Here is an 18652-nt window from a genome sequence, read left to right on the forward strand (position 1 = left end):
CGCCAATCCAAGTACCCCACCCCCTACGAATACCCTGTGCCGGCCCTGCCGGTTGTACAGCACACGCCAAAGGACCCCAACACCATGGCTATCATCACCGCGGACCGCGAACGGTTCCCTAACACCCCCTGGCAGCTCGTGGAAACACGCCATGAACCGGGTGACGCCGGAACGTTGGAGACGCTCTTTTCCCTGGGCAACGGACATTTGGGCATCCGCGGTGCCCACTGGGCTGCTGCGGACTCGGACCTTCCGGGCAGCTTCATCAACGGCCTGCACGAGATCTGGGACATTAAGCATGCCGAGAATGCGTTCGGGTTCGCCCGGACGGGCCAGCGCATCCTGTACATTCCCGATGCCAACAACTTCACCTTGATCATCGACGGCGAGGCCATGACCCTGGCCGCATCCGAGGTGCTGGACTACCGCCGGACCGTTGATTTCGCCACCGGAGTTTACGAGTGCCGGATCACCTGGCAGTGCCGTTCCGGCGCCGTGGTGACCACCACGGAACGAAGGGCCCTGGGATTCGCTTCCCGTGGCAGCCTGGGGATTTCGCTGCATGTGGCAACCGACCGTGACGTGTCGCTGGACGTAACCTCCTCGGTCATCAACCGGCAGGACCAGCCGGTGGAGGACCACTCCGTGCATGATCCGCGCCGCGCCGGCCGACACGCCGGACGTGTGCTGCTGCCTCTGCGGCTCGACGGCGGTGACGGCTCGCTTCGCCTCGCGTGGGAAGCCGCCGAGTCCAAGCAGCGGGTAGGCATTGCGGTGGACCACTGGATCTCGGCCGGCTACCAGCCTTTTGAAACGCAGGTGGACCAGGACGACAGCAACGTCCGCTACGTCCTGGTTGTTAGCGCTGACGTACCGTTCACGCTGGAGAAAAGCGTCAGTTATGCGGCGGGACCGGCAATCCAGGATCCCGCAGCCGATGCTGCAGCCGTGGCCGAAGCAGGCCTGCGGTCTGTCCGGGAAATTTTTGCCGAAAGCGAAGCGCACTACCGCGACTACTGGGCCACCTCGGACATTGTGGTTAACGGCGGCAACCCGGAGCTGCAGCAGGCCATCCGGTGGAACCTGTTCCAGCTCGCCCAGGCAACGGCCCAGGCCGGCGTGGCCGGCATCCCCGCCAAGGGCGTAACCGGCTCCGGCTACGAGGGCCACTACTTCTGGGACCAGGAGGTGTACCTCCTGCCATACATGACCTACACCAACCCGGAGGGTGCCCGCCAGGTCCTGGAATTCCGCCACCGCATACTGCCGGAGGCCAAGATCCGGGCCAAGGAGCTGAGCGTGGACGGCGCGCTGTTCCCGTGGCGCACCATTAACGGGCTGGAGGCCAGCGCGTACTACGCAGCCGGCACCGCGCAGTTCCACATTGCGGCTGCCATCGCGTTCGCCGCCAACCGGTACCTGTGGGCCACCGGAGACACCGCCTTCCGCGACGGGATGGGCGCCGAGTTGCTGATCGAAACGGCACGCATGTGGATCTCGCTGGGCTTCTTCGGCAAGGACGGGCTCTTCCACATCCACGGTGTCACCGGGCCGGACGAGTACACCGCCGTGGTCAACGACAACCTTTACACCAACGTCATGGCCCGCTTCAACCTCCGGGCCGCTGCCGCCCTGGAGCATGCCGGCGTCACCCAGGAAGAGCGGCAGCTGTGGGAGGCTGCCGCCGGCCGGATGCAGTTGCCGTTCGACGACCGCATGCAGGTGCATTCCCAGGACAACGACTTCATGACCCTGGAACCCTGGGACTGGACCACACCCCGCTCGAAGTACCCGCTGCTGCTGCATTTCCACCCGCTGGTGATTTACCGCCACCAGGTCCTCAAGCAGGCGGACACTGTCCTGGCGATGTTCCTGCAGTGGCAGGACTTCACGGCTGAGGAAAAACAGCGGGCCTTCGACTTCTACGATCCCATCACCACGGGCGATTCCACCCTGTCCGCGTGCGTGCAGGGCATCATGGCCGCCGAGGTGGGCTACTCGAAGGAAGCGCTGGAGCACTTCACCAACGCCGTGTTCATCGACCTTGATGACACCCACGGCAACACGATCGACGGCGTCCACATCGCCTCCACGGGTGGGGTGTGGAGTTCGCTGGTCTGCGGCTTTGCCGGCCTGCGGGACCAGGGGCCTGTACCGTACTTCGATCCGCGGCTGCCCGGCGAGTGGGATGGGCTGACCTTCCATCTGAAGATCCGGGGCCGGCTGCTGCTGGTGCAGCTGTCTAAAGACTCCATCACCCTGACCGTCCAGGACGGTGAAGCCCTCGAGGTGGATGTCCGGGGCCAGGTGCTCTCAGTTGGCAGCGACCCTGTCCAGGTGGTACTTGAGCCCGTGGCCGAGCCGGAGCCCACCGTCTTCCCGAGCGGACTTCCGACGGCGAGCATCCCGGTGGTGCGCGGCAACAGCTGAGCGCCGGCCTGCCGCGTTACCTTCCTGCCGCCGTCGTCCGTTCCATCTCAGGTGACCGGTCGAGGGGGTGGGCCAGTTCGTCGTCGGGCATGCGTGCCACGGCCATGGCCACAACCGCCATGATGGGGCACACGCCGCCCGCCACCAGGAAGATCAGCCAGATGGGCAGCACCTCCGCCGCGGGGCCGGCCAGCGCCATGGACACGGGCATCAGGGCCAGCGAGACGAAGAAATCCAGGCTGGAGATCCGGCCCAGCAGGTGCGGTGGAACCCGCCGCTGGAGCAGCGTGCCCCAGATGACCATCCCCACACTGCCGGTGGCCCCGAAGATAAAGACTGCCGCGGCAATCGCCCAGAAGCTGTCCATGATGCCGACGGCGGCCAGCGGCAGGCTGCCGGCGCCCCAGGACACCATCATCACCGTAAGGTAGCGCCGCGGCAGCCGGAGCGATGCCGTGGCCAGGGAACCCATCGCAGCGCCCACGCCCATCACGGCCAGAAGGAAGCCGAACATGCGGGAGTCGCCGCCGAGCTGGTCCCGGACCACGAACGGCAACAGGACCTCGATGGGACCAATCAGGAACAGCACCGAGATGCACGCCCAGATCAGGGTCCACAGCAGCCACGGCGTGCGTACGGTGTAGCGGACGCCTTCGCGAAGGTCCTGGATAAACGTCGACTTGCTGCGTGCGCCACCGCCTGCAGATTCCCCGTATTCCGCGCCGTTGACCGGTGCCTCCAGCGCGTGCTGGCCGAGGAAGTTGAGCACAATAAACGCCAGGAGGTGGCACAGCGCCACCGCGGTGACGGCATGCGACGGCGAGAGTGCCGCCACCAGGATGCCGGCGATGGCAGGGCCGGCTGCCTGCTGCAGGACCGGACGCATGGACCCTTCCATGCCGTTGGCCGCCAGCAGGTCCTCCGCGGGGAGGATGCGCGGCAGGATGGCCGAGTAGGCCGGGAAGAAGAAGGCAGCCCCCACACCCAGCACGAAGGCACCTGCCGCCAGGTGCCACAGCTGCAGCCACCCTGTCATCGCCAGTGCGCTGATGGCCGCGATGACTGCAAGGTTGGCACCTTCAACCGCGATGATCAGCCTGCGCTGCGGCACCCGGTCAGCAGCGATCCCGCCGGCCAGGACGAACGCCACCAGGCCTACGCTGCCGGCGGCCGCCACCATGGAAAGCTCCAGGGGGCCGCCGCCCAGGTGGATCACCTGGTAGACCATGGCCACGGCCCACATGCCTGAACCGAATATGGAGATGGCAAGCGCTGCGATCAGTACCCGGTACTCGCGGTGGGCAAAGGGGCGCAGGGCTTTGGGGGCGGGCATAAGGGTAAGTCTAGGCTTTGGAGCATCACCGGGGGAGCGCCCGCAGCCCCTTTCCGGTGCCGCTCGCCCTGCAGGTCCGCCTAGCCGGCGAGGAGGGTGCTGGCTTCCTGGCGGGTGGTGCCGGAGTCCTGGATGCCGTCGGCGATGTGGGCGAGTTCGGCGGGGATGTCGCGGCCTTTTTTGCGCATTGCGGTGGCCCAGAGCCGGCCGGCGCGGTAGGAGGAGCGGACCAGGGGCCCGGACATGACGCCGAGGAAGCCGATCTCTTCGGCTTCGTGCTGGAGGTCAACGAATTCCTGGGGTTTGACCCAGCGGTCCACGGGCAGGTGCCGTTCGGACGGGCGCAGGTACTGGGTGATGGTGATCAGGTCGCAGCCGGCGGTGTGCAGGTCGCGGAGGGCTTCGGAGATTTCCCCGCGGGTTTCGCCCATGCCCAGGATCAGGTTGGACTTGGTGACCATGCCCAGGTCCCGGCCCTGGGTGATGACGTCCAGGGAGCGTTCGTAGCGGAACGCCGGACGGATGCGCTTGAAGATCCTTGGCACGGTCTCGACGTTGTGGGCGAACACCTCGGGCCTGGAGTCGCAGATCGCGGCGATGTGTTCGGGTTTGCCGGAGAAGTCCGGGATGAGCAGTTCCACCCCGGTGCCGGGGTTCAGTTCGTGGATCTTGCGGACCGTTTCGGCGTAGAGCCAGACGCCTTCGTCTTCCAGGTCGTCCCGGGCCACGCCGGTGACGGTGGCGTAGCGCAGCTGCATGGCCTGGACCGAGCGGGCCACCTTGGTGGGTTCGAACCTGTCCACGGGGGAGGGTTTGCCGGTGTCGATCTGGCAGAAGTCGCAGCGGCGGGTGCATTCGGAGCCGCCGATCAGGAAGGTGGCTTCCTTGTCTTCCCAGCATTCGAAGATGTTGGGGCAGCCGGCCTCTTCACAGACGGTGTGCAGGCCTTCCTTTTTCACCAGGTTCTTCAGCCCGACGAACTCCGGGCCCATCTGGACCTTGGCCTTGATCCAGTCCGGCTTCCGCTCCACCGGGGTGGCCGCGTTGCGCTGCTCAATCCGCAGCATCTTCCGGCCTTCAGGTGCCAATGTCATGGTTGTTGTCCTTTGTTCGTGCGGGGTTGTCGCCCGGGGCCGGCGGTCCGGGTTGCATCGGGCGGACGGTGGTCAGCATGCGACGACGTTGACGGCGAGGCCGCCCATGGCGGTTTCCTTGTATTTGGAGCTCATGTCCTTGCCGGTTTCGCGCATGGTGATGATGACCTCATCGAGGGACACCCGGTGCGAGCCGTCGCCCCAGAGCGCCATTTTCGCGGCGTTGATCGCTTTCGCGGCGGCGATCGCGTTCCGTTCGATGCACGGGACCTGGACCAGCCCGCCGATCGGATCACACGTCAGGCCCAGGTTGTGTTCCATCGCGATTTCCGCGGCGTTCTCCACCTGCGCCGGGGTCCCGCCCATCACCTCGGCCAGGCCCGCGGCGGCCATCGACGACGCCGAGCCGACCTCGCCCTGGCAGCCCACCTCGGCCCCGGAGATCGAGGCCTGTTCCTTGTACAGCACCCCGACCGCGCCCGCGGCCAGCAGGAACTTCACCACCACATCATCCCGGTCCTGCTGCGTGGCTTGGTCCATCCCCGGCGCGAAATGCAGCGCGTAAAACAGCACCGCCGGAATGATCCCCGCCGCACCGTTCGTCGGCGCGGTCACCACCCGGCCGCCGGAGGCGTTCTCCTCGTTCACCGCCAGGGCGATCAGGTTAACCCATTCCTGCCAGTACTTCTGTTCATAGAAATCCCCGTCCTGGCTTTCACCGCCGGGCCGCGCACTTTCCTTCTTCAGCCGGTCATACCAGTCCGGGGCACGACGGCGGACCTTCAGCCCGCCCGGCAACACACCCTCACGCTTCAGCGACGTGGCCACGCAGGCCTCCATCACCGAGTAGATGTGCAACAAACCTTCCCGGATTTCCTCCGGGGTACGGCTGTCCTCCTCGTTGACCCGCATCACCTCACTGATGCCCAGCCCGGTGTTCCGGCAATGCTCCAGCAACTCCGCGGCGGTCCGGAACGGCAGCGGCAGCTCCTTCTTGGACTCATCCAGTTCCTGCTGCGCCGCGTCCTCCTCGCCCTCCCGGACAATGAACCCGCCGCCCACCGAGAAGAACGTCGCCGTATGCAGCACCTCACCCCCGGCGCCGGTGACGGTGAACGTCATCCCGTTGGTATGCCGCGGCAGGATGGTCAACGGCCGCAACACCATATCCTTCACCCCATACGGCAACGGCACAGCCCCGGCCAGCCGCAGCGTCCCGGTCTCGGCGATCGCGGCCAGCCGGGCCTCGACCTCATCGGGCAGGATCAGCTCCGGATGAAACCCCTCCAACCCCAGCAAAACCGCGGTCATCGTCCCGTGCCCGTGCCCCGTGGCCGCGAGCGACCCGTACAGGTCCACCCGCAACCCCGCCACCTCCGCCAGGACCCCGGAAGCCTTCAACTCCTCCGCGAACACAGCAGCAGCCCGCATCGGCCCCACAGTATGGGAACTCGAAGGCCCGATTCCGATGGAAAAGAGGTCGAAGACTCCAACAGCCATGACAAAAATCCTTACTAGAGGTTGGTGCTGCCGGGTTTCGACGGGCTCCACCGGTGGTTGAGCCCGTCGAATCCAGGTCAGCTAAGTGGTGCGACGCCCGGGTAGAGCGGGTGGGCTTTGGCAAGTGCCTCAACGCGGTTCCGCAGCCCGGAAAGGTCCGTGCCGGCGTCGGCCATTAAAGCCTCGGCGATGATGTTCGCGACCTCTGCGAAGGCTTCTTCACCGAAGCCACGGGTGGCCAGGGCGGGGGTGCCGATGCGTAGGCCGGAGGTGACCATGGGCGGGCGCGGGTCGAAGGGTACGGCGTTGCGGTTGACCGTGATGTCGATCGCGGCGAGCCGGTCCTCGGCCTGCTGCCCGTCCAGTTCGCAGTTCCGAAGGTCCACCAGGACCAGGTGCACGTCCGTGCCGCCCGAAATGACGTTGATGCCCTTGGCTGTGACATCCGGCCGGACCAGGCGGTCGGCCAGGATCCGGGCCCCGGCCAGGACGCGCTGCTGGCGTTCCTTGAACTCGGCGGACGCCGCGATCTTGAAGGCAACCGCCTTGCCGGCGATGACGTGCTCCAGCGGCCCGCCCTGCTGGCCCGGGAACACCGCTGAGTTGATCTTCTTGGCGACGTCGGCGTCGTTGGACAGGATGATCCCGCCACGCGGACCGGCGAGGGTCTTGTGCGTGGTGGACGTTGTTACATGGGCGTGCGGCACCGGTGAGGGGTGCAAACCGGCGGCCACGAGTCCCGCAAAGTGGGCCATGTCCACCATCAGGTAGGCACCCACCGAGTCGGCAATCCGGCGGAATTCGGCGAAGTCCAGTTGACGCGCGTAAGCGGACCAGCCGGCCACAATCAGCTGCGGCTTGTGCTCCTGGGCCAGGCGCTCCACTTCGGCCATATCAATGGTGTGCGTGTCTTCGCGGACCTGGTAGGGGACCACGTTGTACAGCTTGCCGGAGAAGTTGATTTTCATCCCGTGCGTGAGGTGCCCGCCGTGGGCCAGGTTCAGGCCCATGATGGTGTCGCCCGGTTTGATCAGCGCGTGCATGACGGACGCGTTCGCCTGGGCGCCGGAGTGCGGCTGGACATTCGCGAACTCCGCCCCGAACAGGGCCTTCAGACGGTCGATCGCCAACTGCTCGATCACGTCCACGTGCTCGCAGCCGCCGTAGTAGCGCTTGCCCGGGTAACCCTCGGCGTACTTGTTGGTCAGCACCGATCCCTGGGCCTGCATTACTGCCACGGCAGTGTGGTTCTCGGACGCGATCATCTCCAGGCCGTCGCGTTGGCGGCCCAGTTCGTCGTCGATCTTCGCCGCGATCTCAGGATCCAGCGCGGCGAGCGTGGCGTTCAGGCTGCCTGACTCCACCTGCTGGAACGCAACGGTTCCGGCTGCGGTCCCGGCGCTCACAGCTCGCCGCCGTTTGCCGCCGCGTACTCTTCAGCAGACATGAGGGGGCCTTCTTCGGTGATGGCCACTTTGAAGAGCCAACCGGCACCATACGGGTCGCTGTTGATCAGGGCGGGGTCCGAGACCACGCCGTCGTTGATCTCGGTGACCTCGCCGGTGACCGGGGCGTACAGGTCGGAGACGGACTTGGTGGATTCCACCTCGCCGCAGGTTTCGCCGGCCGTCACGGTGGAGCCGACCTCGGGCAGGTCCACGTACACAATGTCGCCCAGGGCCTCGGCGGCCACGGCCGAGATGCCGATCCCAGCGGGCCCGGATCCGTCAGCAGCAACCCATTCGTGCTCAGCGGAGTACTTCAGTTCAGCTACAACTTTAGCCATGTGTATTTCCTTTACTTTGATGAAAAGTGAGAGAGCGTTGGCGCAAAGCCCGTGAAAGGTGAGAGAGCGTCCGAACCGGATCTCGGTATTTACTTGGCGCGCTTGTAGAACGGCAGCTCAACAACCTCGAAGCGTTCAGGTTTGCCGCGGAGGTCTATATCGAGGACGGTTCCGGGGGAAGCGAATTCGACGGCGACATAGGCCATGGCCACCGGGTAGCCGAGTGTCGGGCTGGGCTGGCCGGAGGTGACTTCGCCGACCAGGGTGCCGTCCCTGAGGACGGGGTAGTGGGCTCGGGCGGCGCGGCGGCCCATGCCCTTGAGCCCCACGAGCTTCTGGCCGATGGTCGAGCCAAACCCGGCAGCCTTGATTGCCGCCAGCGCCTCCCTGCCCACGAACTCGCTTTCCTTTGCCAGCGAAACAACGCGTCCCAGGCCCGCGGCGTAGGCGTTGACATGGCGGGACAGTTCGTTGCCGTACAGCGGCATGCCCGCTTCGAGGCGGAGCGAGTCGCGGGCTGCAAGACCAGCCGGAATCAGGCCGGCGGCTTCCCCTGCCTCCAGCAGCGCCTCCCAAAGCCCTGCCGCGTCCAGGTTGCCGATGTAGATCTCGAACCCGTCCTCTCCCGTGTAGCCGGTGCGGGCCAGGAGGAGATCCTGGACGCCACCGTTGACGCTGATCCCCACCTCTACGGCAGCGTAGTAATTGAGCTCCGTCACCAAAGCGTGTTGGTGGGACGGGATGAGCTTCAGGAGGATGGCTTCTGCCATGGGTCCCTGGACGGCGATCAGTGAGGTGTCGGCGGAGGCGTCCTGGACCTCGACGTCGAAGTCCGCGGCACGTCCCACTAGCGCGGCAGCCACAGCCTTGGCGTTGCCGGCATTCGGAACCACGAGGTACCTGTCCACGCCTTCCTCCGGGGACGGGCGGCGGTAGGTGATGAGGTCGTCGATGATGCCGCCGTCGGAGTCGCAGATCAGCGAGTACTTGGCCTTGCCCACCGCAACTGAGGACAGTTTGCCGGTCAGGGCGTAGTCCAGGAAGGCGGCTGCATCCGGGCCGGTCACCCAGACTTCGCCCATGTGGGAGAGGTCGAACAGGCCGGCACGATTGCGGACGGCGTGGTGTTCGGCGAGCTCTGAATCGTATTTGAGCGGCATCTGCCAGCCGCCGAAATCCGTGAAGGATGCACCGGCTTTTTTGTGCTGCTCGTACAGGGCAGTGTACTTCTCGGTCATGGCGTAAGTCCTTAGTTTTCGAAGTCTTCGAGGGGAGGGCAGGAGCAGATGAGGTTGCGGTCCCCGGCTGCACCGTCGATCCGGCCTACGGGCGGGAAGTACTTGTCCTGTCGAAGTGAGGAGACAGGGAAGGCGGCCTGCTCGCGCGGGTAGGCGCGGTCCCAGTCAGAAGTCACGACGGCGGCTGCCGTGTGCGGTGCGTTGCGCAGCGGAGAGTCCACCAGGGTGAAGTCGCCTGCTGCGACCTGGTCGATCTCGGCGCGGATGGTGATCATGGCTTCGATGAAGCGGTCCATCTCGGCGAGGTCCTCGGACTCGGTGGGTTCCACCATCAGCGTCCCGGCAACCGGGAACGCGAGCGTGGGGGCATGGAAACCAAAGTCGATCAGCCGCTTGGCCACGTCCTCGGCAGTGACCCCGGTCCTGGTGGTGAGTTCACGCAGGTCCAGGATGCACTCGTGCGCCACGAGACCGCCTTCACCGGTGTACAGAACCGGGAAGAACTCGTTCAGGCGGGACGCGACGTAGTTGGCCGCCAGCAGCGCCGACTTTGTCGCTTCGGTCAGGCCCTCGCCACCCATCAGCTTCACGTAGGCCCAGGAAATCGGAAGCACACCAGCGGAACCGTAGCGGGACGCGGAGATGGCAACGCCGTGCCCGGGCTCGTGTGCGGCCTTGTTCGCGTCGCCCGGCATGAAGGGGGCCAGGTGGGCCTTGGCTGCAACCGGTCCGACGCCGGGTCCGCCGCCGCCGTGCGGGATGCAGAAGGTCTTGTGCAAATTCAGGTGGGACACATCGCCGCCGAACTTGCCCGGCTGCGCCAGGCCGACAAGCGCGTTCAGATTGGCGCCGTCAACATACACCTGTCCCCCGGCGGCATGGACCGCGTCGCAGACTTCGCGGACGTCCGCGTCGTACACACCATGCGTGGAGGGGTAGGTGATCATGATCGCGGAGAGGACATCCTTGTGCGCCTCAATCTTGGCGTACAGGTCGGTGTGGTCGATCGTTCCGTCTGACGCCGTGGCCACCACAACCACCTTCATGCCGGCCAGGACCGCGGACGCCGCGTTGGTGCCGTGCGCCGAGGCCGGAATCAGGCACACATTGCGCTGGGCATCGCCGCGGGAGTGGTGGTAGCCGCGGATGGCCAGCAACCCCGCCAGCTCGCCCTGGGACCCGGCGTTGGGCTGGATGGACACCTGGTCATACCCGGTGATCTCGGCAAGGTCGTCTTCCAGCCCGGAAATCAGTTCGCGCCAGCCCTCGGTCTGGGAGTCCGGGGCGAACGGGTGGATGGACGCGAACTCCGGCCAGGAAATGGCCTCCATCTCCGCGGTCGCGTTCAGCTTCATGGTGCAGGAGCCCAGCGGAATCATGGTCCGGTCCAGCGCCAGGTCCCGGTCGGAAAGCTTCCGGATGTAGCGGAGCAGCTGGGTCTCCGAGCGGTGGGTGCTGAACACCGGGTGCTGCAGGTAGGTGGACGTGCGCAGCACGGACTCGGGAAGCTCAAAGCCCTTTGCTTCGACCACAGGACCGGCACCAAAGGCGACCGCCACCGCGGAGATGACCTCCGGCGTCGTGGTTTCATCGACGGACACGCCAACTGTGTCCGCGTCGATGAGGCGCAGGTTGATGCCGCGGGCCTCGGCGGCGGTGATCACCTTGGCGGCCTTGCCGGGCACGCGGACGGTGAGAGTGTCGAAGAAGGTGTCGTTCACCAGTTCGCGGCCGGCGTTTGCCAACGTGGCGGCGAGGGAGCGGGCGTTGTTGTGGACGGTTTCAGCGATTGCCTTCAGCCCGTCGGGGCCGTGGTAGACGGCGTAGAAGGACGAAACAATCGCCAGCAATGCCTGCGCGGTGCAGATGTTGGACGTGGCCTTCTCGCGGCGGATGTGCTGCTCACGGGTCTGGAGGGCCAGGCGGTAGGCGGGGACGCCGGCGTTGTCCCTGGACACGCCCACGATGCGGCCCGGGAGGGTGCGTTCCATGCCGTCGCGGACGGCCATGTAGGCGGCGTGCGGTCCCCCAAAGAACAACGGCACGCCAAAGCGCTGGGTGGAGCCGACGGCGATGTCCGCGCCCTGCTCGCCCGGCGGGGTGATGAGGGTGAGGGCCAGCAGGTCGGCGGCGACGGTGACCAGTGCGCCGCGTTCCTTGGCCTCGGCGATGACGGCGGACTGGTCCCAGACCCGGCCGGAGACCCCGGGCTGCTGCAGGACGACGCCGTTGATGTCGCCGTCGGGCAGGCCATGGGTGAGATCCGCGACCTCAACCTCGAAGCCGAGCGCCTCGGCGCGGCCCTTGACGATAGCGATGGTCTGCGGGAGGAGGTCGGCGTCCAGGACGGTCTTGCCGTCCTTGGTCGTCTTATTTTTGTTGGCGCGGCGCATGAGCAGCACGGCTTCTGCCACAGCGGTCGCCTCGTCGAGGAGGGATGCGTTGGCGACCGGAAGCGCAGTCAGGTCCTGGACCATGGTCTGGAAATTCAGCAGCGCCTCAAGCCGGCCCTGCGAGATTTCCGGCTGGTACGGCGTGTAGGCGGTGTACCAGGCCGGCGCCTCCAGGACGTTGCGGCGGATCACCGGCGGCGTCACGGTGTCGTAGTAGCCCTGGCCGATCATTTGGACCGCAGTCTTGTTCTTGCCGGCGAGCGTGCGCAGCTCGGCGAGAACCTCAACCTCACTGAGGGCGGCGGTCAGTTGGAGGGCATTGTCCTGGCGGATGGATGCCGGGACGGCAACGTTCACGAGGCCGTCCACGCTGTCGTAGCCCACGGCTTTCAACATGGTGTCGACGTCGGACTGGCGGCGCGCGCCGATGTGCCGGTCGGCAAAAGTCGATGGAAGGGATTGAATCGTCATGAGGAACTCCCGGTCTGGCCGGCCACGGGTGGCACGGCATGGTTTGGGTTCCTCCCCGCTCTGTATTGGACCTGAGAGATTCCGGGGAACCTGCTTGTGGCAGGGACCCCTTGCACCGTCGGTGAGTCCGGGCCCCTGTTAACGGGGGCTGGCCGGGCTGCTTTCCAGAGTTGCCTCGCTGTGACGGTACATGGGCCTGAGAGATTCCTGGGGAGGACTTGCTCCTACGGCGCCTGCCCGGTGCGGTCCGGGAGGGCTCTCCCGTCACAGCTCGAAAGGCTTATTCAAATGTGGGTGATTCGCCTCACAAGGTACAGGCTGAGGGGCCCGAAAGCAAATCCGGGCCGGCATGACCTGCCGTGATCGCGACCGTTTACCCATGCACGTTCAAACAACCTGGCGAACGGAAACCCGCAGTTCACGACGTAGAAGTTAAGCATGCTTAGTGTTGATCCACTTAGGATGGAGAAGCACGGCAGCCCTCCGCTGCAGGTCGATTTGAATGAAGGTGACCATGGCCAAGCGCAGCAATCCCGCAGTACGAATCGCACAGGAAACCGCCCACAACGCGGTATTCGACGCCGATGGCAAGCCCAAGCCGGGCGTCCACAACATGCTCCTGAGGGCGGTGGAGATCCAGCGTCCGCTGGTGGTTGCCTACATCCGCCGGCTGCAAAAGAAACATCCCCGTGCCACCGCGGCGCAGCTGGCCGACATCCTGGAACGCGACTACCTCCGCGCCGTCACCGGTGGCGGGGCAGTGGTAGGCGCAACCGCCGTCGTCCCCGGTGTGGGAACAGTGGCGTCGCTGGGGCTTTCCGCGGCCGCGACCGTAGGTTTCCTTGAAGCAACGGCCCTGTACGCCACATCGCTGGCAGAGCTCCACGGCATCCGCCTGACCAATCCCGAGAAGGCCAGCACCATGGTTATGGCCATCATGCTGGGTGAGGAGGGGGCATCGCTGCTGGGAACACTCAGCGGCCCGGCAGCGGGCAGCGGCGTCAACGCCACCAAGGCCTGGGGCAGCACGCTCTCCAAGTCCATGCCAATGCCGGGCTTCAGCAGCATTCGGAGCCGGATCCAGAAAGCTTTCCTCAAGAACCTCCTCAAGCGCCAGGGCACGGCACTGTTCGGCAGGGCCCTCCCGTTTGGTATCGGCGCAGTGGTGGGTGGAGCAGGTAACCTCATGATGGGCCGCGCGGTGGTGTCCAACGCCAAGGAAGCGTTCGGTCCCATGCCGGACACCATTCCGGGCGAGCTGAAGGCCACCGCTGCGGCTCCGGACAACCTGACGCTGGAAGGCAACACACTTGGACCTCAACGCTGACCTCGGCGAATCATTCGGCTCCTGGACCATGGGAGACGACGCTTCAATGTTCCAGCTGGTGACCAGCGCCAACGTCGCATGCGGTTTCCACGCGGGCGACCCTGTCACCATGCTGGACAGCTGCCGGGCAGCCTACGAGCTCGACGTCACGGTCGGCGCGCACGTCGGCTACCGTGACCTGGCCGGTTTTGGCAGGCGCTCCCTGGACGCGAGTTTCGACGAGCTGTTCGGCGATGTGCTGTACCAGCTGGGCGCGCTCGACGGCGTTGCCCACGCGGTGGGTGCCTCTGTGGACTATGTGAAGCCCCACGGTGCGCTGTACAACCGGCTGGTCCACGATGCTGAGCAGGCCTCGGCAGTCGTGGCGGCCGTGAACGCCTACGACCCGGGGCTGCCCATTCTGGGCCTGCCGGGCTCGGAGCTGCTGAAGCAGGCACAGGAAGCCGGGCACCCCGTGTTCACCGAGGCCTTCGTGGACCGCGCCTACCGTGGGGACGGCACGCTGGTGCCGCGTTCGCAGGAGGGTGCCGTCCTGCACGACGTCGCCGCGATCGTTGAGCGGGCAGTCCGCCTTGCCACTAAGGGTGAAGTGGTGGCCGTTGACGGAACAGTGGTGCAGGTCCGGCCGGATTCCCTGTGTATCCACGGCGACACCCCAGGTGCTGTTGAGATGGCTGCAGGCGTGCGGGCAGGACTCAAGGCCGCCGGCGTGGAACTGGATTCCTTCGCGTAGGTGCAGCTTCGCTGACACGCGCATCCGGTCGACGCCGATTTTCGGTGTCGCCCCAGCTTTCACCCGAAGATCTGGTGCGCCACCGTAAAGATCACCAGTCCCGCCAGGGACCCCACCACGGTGCCGTTGATCCGGATGAACTGCAGGTCCTTGCCCACCTGGAGCTCGATCTTCCGGGAGGTTTCCTCCGCATCCCACCGGGCAACCGTGTCCGTGATGACCCCCGCAATGTCGGAGCGGTACGTGCGCACCAGGTAACTTGCGGCGTCGGCAATCCAGGCGTTGACCTTGCCGGCGAGTTCGGGGTCGTTGACGAGCCTGGAACCGAAGTCGCGGACGGCTGCCTTGAACTTGATGGTGAGTTCGCTGGTGGGGTCCTCCACGGCGCCAAGCAGCGCATTCTTCACGGTTCCCCACGTGCGGGACGCCAGTTCACGGACCTCCGGGTCGCCAAGGACCTGGGCCTTGATGTCCTCGGCGCGGGCAATCATGGCAGGGTCGTGCTGCAGGTCCTGGGCAAGGTCGTTCAGGTACTTGTCGATGGACTGCCGGACCTGGTGGTTCGGGTCGGACTGCACGGCCCGGACGAATTTGAGGAATTCGATGTAGACCTTGTCGCCCACCAGGCCGTCGACGAACTGCGGAACCCAGGTGGGCGAACGCTCCGAGACCAGCCGGCTCACCGTCTCGTGGTTTTCGCTGACCCAGTCGGCCGCGCGGTCCACCAGCAGGTCCACCAGTTTGTGGTGGTGCCCGTCATGGAAAATCCGCTCGGCCATCCTGCCCACGGGAGGTCCCCACGGCGGAGCCAGGAGGTGCTTACGCACCATACCCTCGATGACGGCCTGGACGTCGTCGTCGTTCAGGACCTTGAAGGTGCCCCGGATGATGGCCGCACCCTCCTTGGCCACCCGGTCAGCGCCGGCCGGCGTGGCCAGCCACTCGCCTGCCCTGCGGGCGATGTTGACGCTGGCCAGCTTTTCCTGCACCACTTGTTCGGAGAGGAAGTTCGTTTCCACGAACTCGCCCAGCGAGGCTCCGATCTGGTCCTTACGGCGCGGAATGATCGCCGTGTGCGGAATTTTGATACCCATCGGGTACTTGAACAGCGCGGTCACGGCGAACCAGTCAGCCAGCGCGCCCACCATGCCGCCCTCCGCGGCCGCGCGGACGTACTGCAGCCACGGGTACTCCTTCTGGAGCGCGAACGCGAAGACGAAAATCACGGCCATGACAATAAGCAAGGCCAAGGCCACAAGCTTCATTTTCCGCAGCGCTGCTGCCTTTTCGGCATCACTTTCGCTGAATTGGCGGCCGACGACGGCGGGACCAGGCTGTGCGTCGGCCGGAATCGGGCGCGCTGGCTGTGCCGGGGCTTCCTTGGTAGTTGGCTCAGAGTTCACCTGCATGTGCCAAGCCTAGCCCCGCTGCAGGGGCGTAGTCGGCTACCGTGTCTCCATGACAAGTGAGGAGTCAGTGACCCAGCGGCCCTTGGTCCTTGCCCACCGCGGCGCGAGCGCCGCTTTCGCCGAACATACCCGCGCCGCCTACCTGCAGGCATTGGCGGATGGTGCGGACGGCGTCGAGTGCGATGTCCACCTCACGCGCGACCAGCACGTGGTCCTCCTCCATGACGCCAACCTGGACCGCACCTCCGACGGAACGGGGCCGGTGGCCGAGCGGACCCTTCGCGACCTGCGGCACCTGGACTTTTCCTCGTGGAAGGGAGTGCGCATCCCGGAAATGTATGGTGCACGCTCGGAGCAGCTCCTGACCCTTCCGCAGCTGTTGGATATCCTCCGGGGGGCGGGGCGGCCGGTACAGCTCGCCATCGAGCTGAAGCACCCCAGTCCGTACCAGCTCAAGCTGGAAGACAGGGTGCTCGCGGTGCTGCGGAGTGAAGGGTGGGACCCCGCGGACTCAACTGTGGACAACATAGCCGTGACGTTCATGAGTTTCAGCCCGGATTCCGTCCGGCACCTGCTTCGTTCGGTTCCGGCGCAATACGTCTGCCAGCTGGTGGACGACATCAACATCCACGAGATACGCGGCGGGCTGGGCCTGGGGCTGATCACCGGCGGAGCGATCGCCAACCTCATGAGGGCAACCCAGCTGGAAGGTGAGCGGATACTCGACGCACGGATGGCCGGCCTTGCAGGGCCGGGCATCGACTACGTCCGGGAGCACCCGGACACGGTCCAGCGATGGCTGGACTCCGGCCGGCGGCTGCGGGTGTGGACCGTGGACTCCGCGGAGGATGTGGCGCTGTGCCAGGAGCTGGGCATCCATGAGATCACCACCAACGTGCCCGCCCGGGTCCTCGGTCAACTGCATGTGGCCTCGACGCAGGGAAGGTAGGGACGGCGGGCTGCGCTGCGTCCGCCCCCTCTGCTAATGGAGGGCCGCCGGCTCGACTACGGCAATCGTCCTCCGCCCTAGGGCAGTTCCGGGCTGGCGTGGGCCTGACGCCCTTCAGCTCCTCTCAAACCCAAGGACGCAGGCGCGGTTTTAACCGCCACCATCCCTGTGATTGAGTGGAGCCATGTCCTTTCCCCGCTCCGGCCAGGCTGCCCGGAACCTCTCCGCCGCAGCCATGAGCGCCTTGCTCCTGGCCAGCGCCAGGCAGCACTTCCGGAGCCCCGGATTCTATCGCCAAGTGGTTCCCGACTTCCTCTGCCGCGAAGACCCATCCGCTGCCGCGGGTGGCCGCACTGACAGCACCGCGGGGACGTCCGACGGCGGCCCTAACCAAGGTGCGCCCAGCCAAGGTGCCCCGCGGCGGCCGCTGGCTGTTCTCTCACGCGAGGAATGGATCGCGGCCAGCGGGCTGCTGGAACTGGCCGCCGCCGTCGGAATTCTTGTCCCGCAGACGCGGAAGGTGGCCGCCACCGGACTCGCTGCGATGTTCACAGCATTCCTGGCAGGACATGTGGATGCGCTCCGGCGGGCCTATGGTCCGAACGGTACTCCTGCCCAGCGGAAGATCCATACGCTGCGCCTTCCACTCCAGGCCCCGCTCATCCTGTGGGCATGGAGCCTTCGTAAGCCAGCGCCCGTCAGCGCGGCAGTGCGGTTCCGGCCGTGAAGCTCCTGGCGTCTCCGGCGGTGCGCGTGGGTATTTCCATCAGCATCGCCACCGGCCTGTACGGGGTGTCCTTCGGGGCGTTGTCCGTCACGTCCGGGCTGGACATCTGGCAGACCATGGCCCTGAGCCTGCTGCTGTTCAGCGGCGGCTCGCAGTTCGCGTTCATCGGGGTGGTTGGGGGCGGCGGCTCCGGCATCGCGGCGATGAGTGCAGCCACCCTGCTGGGCATGCGCAACGGGATCTACGGCATGCAGCTGAACGCCCTGCTGCGCCCCTCGGGCTGGCGAAAGTACGTCGGCGCCCAACTGACCATCGACGAATCCACGGCCACCAGCACAGGCCAGACCGATCCTGCCGAACAGCGCCGCGGATTCTGGGCCGCGGGCATCGGCATTTACGTTTTGTGGAACCTCTTCACTGCCGTGGGGGCGCTCGCCGGAAGCGGGCTGGGTGACCCTAAGCAGTGGGGACTGGATGGTGCTGCCGTGGCCGCTTTCCTGGCACTCCTGTGGCCGCGGCTCAAGGGCCGGGAACCCGTCGCCATCGCCGTGGTGTGCGCGGTGGCCACGGTGATCACCGTGCCGTTTGTCCCTGCCGGCATCCCCATCCTGGTGGCTGCCGTGGTGGCGGCAGCCATCGGCTGGTTCAGCCACGGCCGCAGCGACGAGGGCCTTGAACCGGACGTCGACCCCTACCGCGGGCATGATGGCCACGACGGCCACCGCCGGGACCAGCAGGACGACCGCACCCATCAGGACGGTCAGGGCGGCCGCGACGGCGGACAGCACCACCGCCATGACGGCACCGTTACGGGGGCGGAGACATGAACCTTTGGTTTTGGCTCTTGCTTGCCTGCCTGTTGGCGTACGCCTGGAAGCTGGTGGGCTATTTCGTGCCTGCCAGGTTTTTGGAGGACCCACGGATGTCCCGGATCGCCGGCACCATGACCATCGGTTTGCTCGCGTCCCTGACCATGGTGAACGCGGCGGCGTCCGGCCAGGCGCTGGTTGCCGACGCACGCCTGGGCGCCCTGGCCGCGGCGGCTGTTGCCCTGGCGCTCCGGGCCCCGTTCCTGGTGGTTGTGCTCGCCGGCGCGGGCACGGCGGCCCTGCTGCGGATCCTCGGCTGGAACTGAGGGCGGAACTCATTCCCCTTTGGCGTAAACGAATCAGTACCAAGGTTAGAACCTGCACGGCAGGGGAACGCTTGCAGTGACGTGGGTCACGTCGAATGAGTGGCGCCGGTTGTACTATGAAAAAGGC

The 18652-nt window shown here is 66.1% G+C and carries 15 protein-coding genes and 1 riboswitch; of the genes, 7 read left to right on the forward strand and 8 right to left on the reverse strand.

Features of this window, described 5'->3' with window-relative positions; genetic code table 11:
• Positions 1-84: 84 nt before the first annotated feature.
• Positions 85-2430 (forward strand): glycoside hydrolase family 65 protein, encoded by a 2346-nt coding sequence (locus tag NXY83_RS02925; RefSeq protein WP_258804617.1) that lies wholly within the window; start codon positions 85-87, stop codon positions 2428-2430.
• Positions 2431-2446: 16 nt separating this feature from the next.
• Here the strand turns inward: NXY83_RS02925 and NXY83_RS02930 are convergent, their stop codons facing one another.
• The 7 genes from NXY83_RS02930 to gcvP all read right to left on the reverse strand — a co-directional run bounded on the left by NXY83_RS02930 (position 2447) and on the right by gcvP (position 12245).
• On the reverse strand, positions 2447-3763 hold the full coding sequence (locus NXY83_RS02930; RefSeq protein WP_258804618.1) for an MFS transporter: 1317 nt from the start codon (positions 3761-3763) through the stop codon (positions 2447-2449).
• An 80-nt stretch (positions 3764-3843) separates the two neighbouring features.
• On the reverse strand, positions 3844-4857 hold the full coding sequence (gene lipA / locus NXY83_RS02935) for a lipoyl synthase (RefSeq protein ID WP_258804619.1): 1014 nt from the start codon (positions 4855-4857) through the stop codon (positions 3844-3846).
• Positions 4858-4929: 72 nt separating this feature from the next.
• Positions 4930-6357: an L-serine ammonia-lyase gene (locus NXY83_RS02940; protein ID WP_258804620.1), complete on the reverse strand. Its 1428-nt coding sequence runs from the start codon at positions 6355-6357 to the stop codon at positions 4930-4932.
• 77 nt (positions 6358-6434) lie between these two features.
• Positions 6435-7763 (reverse strand): serine hydroxymethyltransferase, encoded by a 1329-nt coding sequence (glyA, locus tag NXY83_RS02945; protein ID WP_309484118.1) that lies wholly within the window; start codon positions 7761-7763, stop codon positions 6435-6437.
• The gene (gene gcvH / locus NXY83_RS02950; RefSeq protein WP_258804621.1) at positions 7760-8143 is read right to left on the reverse strand and encodes a glycine cleavage system protein GcvH; all 384 of its coding nucleotides are present in this window, start codon (positions 8141-8143) and stop codon (positions 7760-7762) included. The genes glyA and gcvH overlap by 4 nt, the downstream gene beginning before the upstream one ends.
• An 89-nt stretch (positions 8144-8232) precedes the next feature.
• A complete protein-coding gene (gene gcvT / locus NXY83_RS02955; protein ID WP_258804622.1) occupies positions 8233-9381 on the reverse strand; it encodes a glycine cleavage system aminomethyltransferase GcvT in 1149 nt (382 codons plus the stop codon).
• Between the two features lie 11 nt (positions 9382-9392).
• Positions 9393-12245: an aminomethyl-transferring glycine dehydrogenase gene (gene gcvP, locus NXY83_RS02960; protein WP_258804623.1), complete on the reverse strand. Its 2853-nt coding sequence runs from the start codon at positions 12243-12245 to the stop codon at positions 9393-9395.
• A 174-nt stretch (positions 12246-12419) separates the two neighbouring features.
• A riboswitch (glycine riboswitch) is annotated at positions 12420-12519 on the reverse strand.
• A gap of 240 nt (positions 12520-12759) precedes the next feature.
• Between gcvP and NXY83_RS02965 the strand changes: the two genes are divergently transcribed.
• Together NXY83_RS02965 and NXY83_RS02970 are read left to right on the forward strand one after the other, a co-directional pair.
• Positions 12760-13572: a hypothetical protein gene (locus tag NXY83_RS02965; RefSeq protein ID WP_258804624.1), complete on the forward strand. Its 813-nt coding sequence runs from the start codon at positions 12760-12762 to the stop codon at positions 13570-13572.
• Positions 13556-14305 carry a LamB/YcsF family protein gene (locus NXY83_RS02970; protein ID WP_258804625.1) on the forward strand — a complete coding sequence of 250 codons (750 nt, stop codon included), beginning with the start codon at positions 13556-13558 and terminating at the stop codon, positions 14303-14305. Before NXY83_RS02965 ends, NXY83_RS02970 begins: the two co-directional genes overlap by 17 nt.
• A 59-nt stretch (positions 14306-14364) precedes the next feature.
• Here the strand turns inward: NXY83_RS02970 and NXY83_RS02975 are convergent, their stop codons facing one another.
• Positions 14365-15714, reverse strand: coding sequence for a DUF445 domain-containing protein (locus tag NXY83_RS02975; RefSeq protein ID WP_258804626.1), 1350 nt, complete (start codon positions 15712-15714; stop codon positions 14365-14367).
• Between the two features lie 49 nt (positions 15715-15763).
• Here NXY83_RS02975 and NXY83_RS02980 point away from each other — a divergent pair, with 49 nt between their 5' ends.
• The 4 genes from NXY83_RS02980 (at position 15764) to NXY83_RS02995 (ending at position 18525) form a co-directional block, all read left to right on the forward strand.
• The gene (locus tag NXY83_RS02980; RefSeq protein ID WP_258804627.1) at positions 15764-16663 is read left to right on the forward strand and encodes a glycerophosphodiester phosphodiesterase family protein; all 900 of its coding nucleotides are present in this window, start codon (positions 15764-15766) and stop codon (positions 16661-16663) included.
• Between the two features lie 184 nt (positions 16664-16847).
• On the forward strand, positions 16848-17390 hold the full coding sequence (locus NXY83_RS02985; protein ID WP_258804628.1) for a DoxX family protein: 543 nt from the start codon (positions 16848-16850) through the stop codon (positions 17388-17390).
• Positions 17387-18217 (forward strand): AzlC family ABC transporter permease, encoded by an 831-nt coding sequence (locus tag NXY83_RS02990; protein WP_258804629.1) that lies wholly within the window; start codon positions 17387-17389, stop codon positions 18215-18217. The genes NXY83_RS02985 and NXY83_RS02990 overlap by 4 nt, the downstream gene beginning before the upstream one ends.
• Complete coding sequence (locus NXY83_RS02995; RefSeq protein ID WP_258804630.1) at positions 18214-18525, forward strand: AzlD domain-containing protein; 312 nt, start codon at positions 18214-18216, stop codon at positions 18523-18525. Before NXY83_RS02990 ends, NXY83_RS02995 begins: the two co-directional genes overlap by 4 nt.
• The last annotated feature ends 127 nt before the right edge of the window (positions 18526-18652 follow it).

The sequence above is a fragment of the Pseudarthrobacter sp. NS4 genome, from assembly GCF_024758005.1.
Taxonomy (GTDB): domain Bacteria; phylum Actinomycetota; class Actinomycetes; order Actinomycetales; family Micrococcaceae; genus Arthrobacter.

Bases quoted from the DNA above. Each gene is read 5' to 3' on its own strand.
- NXY83_RS02925 (WP_258804617.1), top strand. From the start codon at position 85: ATGGCTATCATCACCGCGGACCGCGAACGGTTCCCTAACACCCCCTGG.
- NXY83_RS02930 (WP_258804618.1), bottom strand. From the start codon at position 3,763: ATGCCCGCCCCCAAAGCCCTGCGCCCCTTTGCCCACCGCGAGTACCGG.
- lipA (WP_258804619.1), bottom strand. From the start codon at position 4,857: ATGACATTGGCACCTGAAGGCCGGAAGATGCTGCGGATTGAGCAGCGC.
- NXY83_RS02940 (WP_258804620.1), bottom strand. From the start codon at position 6,357: ATGGCTGTTGGAGTCTTCGACCTCTTTTCCATCGGAATCGGGCCTTCG.
- gcvH (WP_258804621.1), bottom strand. From the start codon at position 8,143: ATGGCTAAAGTTGTAGCTGAACTGAAGTACTCCGCTGAGCACGAATGG.
- gcvT (WP_258804622.1), bottom strand. From the start codon at position 9,381: ATGACCGAGAAGTACACTGCCCTGTACGAGCAGCACAAAAAAGCCGGT.
- gcvP (WP_258804623.1), bottom strand. From the start codon at position 12,245: ATGACGATTCAATCCCTTCCATCGACTTTTGCCGACCGGCACATCGGC.
- NXY83_RS02965 (WP_258804624.1), top strand. From the start codon at position 12,760: ATGGCCAAGCGCAGCAATCCCGCAGTACGAATCGCACAGGAAACCGCC.
- NXY83_RS02975 (WP_258804626.1), bottom strand. From the start codon at position 15,714: ATGCAGGTGAACTCTGAGCCAACTACCAAGGAAGCCCCGGCACAGCCA.
- NXY83_RS02980 (WP_258804627.1), top strand. From the start codon at position 15,764: ATGACAAGTGAGGAGTCAGTGACCCAGCGGCCCTTGGTCCTTGCCCAC.
- NXY83_RS02985 (WP_258804628.1), top strand. From the start codon at position 16,848: ATGTCCTTTCCCCGCTCCGGCCAGGCTGCCCGGAACCTCTCCGCCGCA.
- NXY83_RS02995 (WP_258804630.1), top strand. From the start codon at position 18,214: ATGAACCTTTGGTTTTGGCTCTTGCTTGCCTGCCTGTTGGCGTACGCC.